The sequence below is a fragment of the Advenella sp. genome (assembly GCF_052108595.1).
Classification (GTDB): domain Bacteria; phylum Pseudomonadota; class Gammaproteobacteria; order Burkholderiales; family Burkholderiaceae_B; genus Advenella.
Genome location: NZ_JBQEAU010000177.1, coordinates 1 through 4,679, shown reverse-complemented (window position 1 = coordinate 4,679; position 4,679 = coordinate 1). Strand labels below are relative to the sequence as shown.

5 protein-coding genes and 1 pseudogene are annotated in these 4,679 nt (G+C 56.1%); 4 read left to right on the top strand and 2 right to left on the bottom strand.

What is annotated here, in order from left to right:
• Window positions 1-318: pseudogene (locus ACTIKR_RS20165) on the top strand (hypothetical protein); the annotation flags it as partial.
• A 170-nt stretch (window positions 319-488) separates the two neighbouring features.
• Here the strand turns inward: ACTIKR_RS20165 and ACTIKR_RS20160 are convergent.
• The gene (locus ACTIKR_RS20160; RefSeq protein WP_193089452.1) at window positions 489-983 is read right to left on the bottom strand and encodes a methylated-DNA--[protein]-cysteine S-methyltransferase; all 495 of its coding nucleotides are present in this window, start codon (window positions 981-983) and stop codon (window positions 489-491) included.
• Between the two features lie 312 nt (window positions 984-1,295).
• Here ACTIKR_RS20160 and hmgA point away from each other — a divergent pair, with 312 nt between their 5' ends.
• Complete coding sequence (gene hmgA / locus ACTIKR_RS20155) at window positions 1,296-2,651, top strand: homogentisate 1,2-dioxygenase (protein WP_442328840.1); 1,356 nt, start codon at window positions 1,296-1,298, stop codon at window positions 2,649-2,651.
• A 115-nt stretch (window positions 2,652-2,766) separates the two neighbouring features.
• Window positions 2,767-3,201, top strand: a complete 435-nt coding sequence (gene phaP / locus ACTIKR_RS20150) for a TIGR01841 family phasin (protein WP_193089453.1) — start codon at window positions 2,767-2,769, stop codon at window positions 3,199-3,201.
• An 82-nt stretch (window positions 3,202-3,283) separates the two neighbouring features.
• Here phaP and ACTIKR_RS20145 read toward each other — a convergent pair whose 3' ends face one another.
• A complete protein-coding gene (locus ACTIKR_RS20145) occupies window positions 3,284-4,237 on the bottom strand; it encodes a GlxA family transcriptional regulator (RefSeq protein ID WP_442328841.1) in 954 nt (317 codons plus the stop codon).
• A gap of 88 nt (window positions 4,238-4,325) precedes the next feature.
• Between ACTIKR_RS20145 and ACTIKR_RS20140 the strand changes: the two genes are divergently transcribed.
• A partial coding sequence (locus ACTIKR_RS20140; RefSeq protein ID WP_442328839.1) for a DJ-1/PfpI family protein occupies window positions 4,326-4,679 on the top strand: 354 nt, incomplete at its 3' end.

Sequence of the window (4,679 nt, the reverse complement as noted above, 5' to 3'; positions counted from 1 at the left end):
CATAAAGCATCGCATGTTGGTTCACCCTGGCGCATCGCTGCCGGTATTGCTCGCAAACTGGCTGCGCATACCCAGGGCATTTATAAGAATGAGCTGGCGCTGGACATGAGTGTGGGCGACAAGGCGACCGGTGGCGGAACCGATGCGGCGTTTGCCGCTGTGAAAAGCCGCGGGGGTGTGATCGAAGGCTTTGGCCTGAGCGGATTTGGCGCACATTCGAACAATGCCGAATATGTGCAAATTCCAACCATTGTGCCGCGTTTGTATCTGGCTACCCGCATGATCATGGACATATCGGAAGGAAAAATGACGCCCTGAAGCTGGTTGATCGGGACAAAGACAGTGCGACCGGCGTTTTTCAGCCGGTGCCGCGTAGCACTGTTCTGCAGCGCTTTTATCAGCCCACGGATCGCACCCACGAAACTGCACCCCAAAGGTTGGATTGATGTCCAACTTATGGGGGCAGGTAACACGCCGTGAGCTGATGACTATTGCAGCGGCATCGACTGGCTTTCCAGCTGCAACAGTGTTCGCTTGGCATCCAGGCCACCTGCAAATCCGGTCAGTTTGCCCGAGCTGCCCACGACGCGATGACAAGGTGTGACAATGGATACGGGGTTGCGGCCGACTGCTGCGCCAACGGCACGGGAGGCTGCAGGGTTTCCTGCCAGTTGGGCAAGTTGCCGATAGCTGCGGGTCTGCCCAAAAGGAATGGTCAGCAACAGCGCCCATACTTTTTTCTGAAATGGCGTGCCTTGCATATCCAGATCCAGCTCAAAGCGATCGCGTTTGCCCGCAAAATATTCCTTCAGTTGTGCTTGCGTCTGCTGCAATACAGGATGCGTATCGTCACGCTGCAGGCTGCCCAACTTCACACGGCCGGGCCTGTCGTTCTCCCACAATATGGCGGCCAGGGCATTGTCTCTGGCAACCAGTGTCAGCTCGCCTAAGGTAGAGGGCATGATGGTGTATGAATAGGGCATTCTGATTTCTCCGGTTGCGGACCAACTCTGAATATCACAGGCCAGTATAACGATGGTTTGAGATAGCCAGGCGTCACGATGATGTTCGAGGGTCAGGTTTGATAACAACGGTGTCACTATACTGCGATTCGGCTTTTGCCACACTCCGCCTCTTGCGCTTGAATCAGGCGGTTTTTTTTCATGCATTTGCCTGCTGTAGACCACCGCAAAAGAAGTCACGCCGCGTGGCGGCTGGGCTATACTTTCAATATCGATGATCATGCCAGGCGCAATGATCACAAGTGGAGTAATACGCCTACAGGAGCATACGGAATGAACCATAACAGCCAGATTGATGTCAGCACCCGGCAGGATGTATCCTCCGGCGATGGCCACGGTCTTGCCTACCAGAGCGGCTTTGGCAATGAATATGCCAGTCAGGCCATTGCCGGTGCGCTGCCGCAGGGCAGGAACAGTCCCCAGCAGGGCCCGCGGGGTCTGTACACCGAACTGATTTCAGGGACCGCCTTTACCGCGCCGCGTCATGAAAACCGGCGCACCTGGATGTATCGCCGTCAACCTTCCGTGGTTGCCGGTCACTATGAACCTTTTGAGCAGCCATATTGGCAAACTGGGGCGGATCCGACGATTGCCTTGCCTCCCGAGCCATTGCGCTGGGCACCCTGGAGCAATGATCATCCCCAGGCCGATTTCATTGACGGCATGCGAACCATTGCGGCCAATGGCGGGCCCGACGTGCAAAGTGGTGTGGCGATCCATATCTATATTACCGATCGTCCGATGGCCCGACGAGCGTTGGTCAATGCAGACGGCGAGATGCTGATCGTGCCGCAACAGGGGACATTGCTGATTACAACCGAAATGGGCCTATTGCAGGTTCAGCCACGGGAAATTGTCATTATTCCCCGTGGTGTTGCATTCAAAGTCGAGCCAATAGACGGCACCGGGCAGCCGGCCCGGGGCTATGTCTGCGAGAATTACGGGGCGCAGTTCCGTTTGCCGGAGCTGGGGCCGATCGGTTCCAATGGCCTGGCCAACGCGCGCGACTTTCTGGCCCCGGTTGCCGCTTTTGAAGATACCGTGGGCGAGTATGAACTGATCCGAAAATTCGGCGGCCGTCTCTGGCGTGTGCCCCTGCATAGTTCACCCTTCAATGTCGTGGCCTGGCATGGCAATCTGAGCCCGGTGAAGTATGACACGGCGCACTTTATGACGATCGGTTCCATCAGCTACGATCACCCAGATCCATCCATTTTCACCGTTCTGACGTCGCCCAGTGACACGCCGGGCACCGCCAACTGCGATTTTGTGATTTTTCCGCCGCGCTGGCTGGTAATGGAAGACACCTTCCGTCCACCATGGTTTCATCGCAACTTCATGAGCGAGTTCATGGGGCTGGTGTATGGTCAATACGATGCCAAGCCGGGCGGATTCAAGCCGGGTGGCGCCAGTTTGCACAACTGCATGGTGCCTCACGGCCCGGATGAAGAGTCCTATGGCAAGGCAACGGCCGCTGAGCTCAAGCCGCAGAAGCTGGATAACACACTGGCATTCATGTTTGAAAGCCGCTACCGTTTTGTACCTACCCAGTTTGCAATGCAGGGGCCCGAGCTTGATAAAAATTATATTGACTGCTGGATGGGGTTGAAAGACCGGTTCGAACGCTAGGCAAAGCGGGCTGACCCATATGGCGGTCATCATTTTCCCGCGCACGCGCGTTTTTCATGTTAATTTACTATGAAGTTCATCGCTATTATATTTCTATATACCAAGGAGACGTGCCATGGCTAAAAGTACGAAAGACGATGCAAACCAGAGCGCAGGCAACCCTTTTGCTGAGCTGAGCAAAATGTATGAACAGTTTCAGGTTCCAGGACTGGACTTTTCTGCGATCGCAGATGCACGTCGCAAAGATGTGGAAGCGCTGGTGCAGGCCAACAAGGCTGTTTATGATGGCATGCAGGCGCTCGCCGCCAAGCAGGCTGAGATGTTCCGGCAGGCGATGGCCGATATTCAGGGCGCAGCTGGCACTGCAGGCACCAACCCTGCCGCGCAAACCGAACTGGCGCGCAAGGCCTACGAAAAAGCATTGGTCGATATGAAAGAGCTGGCCGAGATTGCGCGCCAATCCCAGACCGAAGCAATGGCCAGCATCAGTGAGAGGGCGACTCAGAATCTGCAGGAAATTCGCGATATGGTCAAAAAACAATCGGGATAAGTTTTTTGTGTTTGCAACAGGGCGCAGGCGCAGATTCGTGCCAGCGCGGCCGGCATCAGTTTTAGGGGCGCCCCGTCTCTAACTAGCGCCGCTCAGCTGCAAACATGCGTCTTCTGATGACCTGCGGGGGATGACCCGTCCAGCGGATGAACGCACGGCGCATGCGCTCCTGGGTCCCAAAACCGACGGCTGCCGCAATCTGCTGGATATTGCCGGTGTCCGACTCCAGTCGGGTGCGGGCCGCTTCTATTCTTAATCGCTCGATTGCCCGTGCCGGGGTCTCTCCCGTCTCGGCTTTGAACATTCTGCTGAACTGACGCACACTCAGGCATGCAATTGCAGCCAGTTGCTCCATATCCCTTATCTCGCGCAGATGCTGTTGCGCATAATCCATCGCCTTTCTGATACGTGCCGTTTCCGGCTCCATCTGCAAAATGGGCGAAAATTGCGACTGACCGCCAGCTCGCCTTTGGGATACCACCATGTGCTGCGCCACATCACGTGACATGTTACTGCCGCAGTCGTGTTCGATCAGCGCCAGCGCCAGGTCGATGCCGCTGGTGATGCCGGCGGAGGTCCAGATATTGCCGTCGCGCACGAAGATCCGGTCGCCATCCATGCGAACATGCGGATAGGCTTTCTGCATGCGTGCCACCTGCTGCCAGTGCGTTGTCGCTCGCTTCTGATTGAGCAGCCCCAGTTGCGCCAGAATAAATGCGCCGGTACAGACACTGGCAATACGCCGCGATTTTGCTGCCGCATCGGCAAGCCGCTGCAACGCCGAATCATCTTCAAGCAATGCGGCAACGCCCTGACCGCCGCAGACAATCAGCGTGTCGGGCGCCTGGTCTTCAAGTTTTTCTGACAAGACACTCACACCGCCGGAACTGGTAATGGCCCCGCCGGTCGCCGACAGCAATGAAATCGTGTAGGGCGAAGGAGCCTGGCGCGTACTGGCGATCTGGAACGCGGTGTGCGGGCCGGACAGATCGAGCAACTGAAAGTCTGGAAATAGATAGAAGGCGATCTTCATGATGGCTGAAAAAGTTGGAAATATGTCATTTAGGACAAGTATAGCTGAGTTAGACTGCATTAATCACGAACCGTTACTTTTGGAGAACGCCATGGTTGAGCCTGATGTCGCACCCATTACCATTGTCATACCGCTCTATCAGGGCGTTACTCAGCTGGATTTCACCGGTCCACATCAGTTCTTTTCGCGTTTGCCGGACACTGAGGTTATTGTGGCGTCAATCGAAGCCCAGCCTGTCAGCGCTGATGGGCTTGTTTTTTCGGGCTTGCATGACCTGAACCGGGTGAATCGCTGTGATGTCCTGTGCGTGCCCGGCGGCGTCGGGTGCACCAGCGCGATGGCGTCAGACGATTATATGGATAGCATCCGGCGTCTGGCGCAGGGAGCCAGATATGTGACCTCGGTGTGTACGGGTTCGCTGATTCTGGGCGCGGCTGGTTTGCTC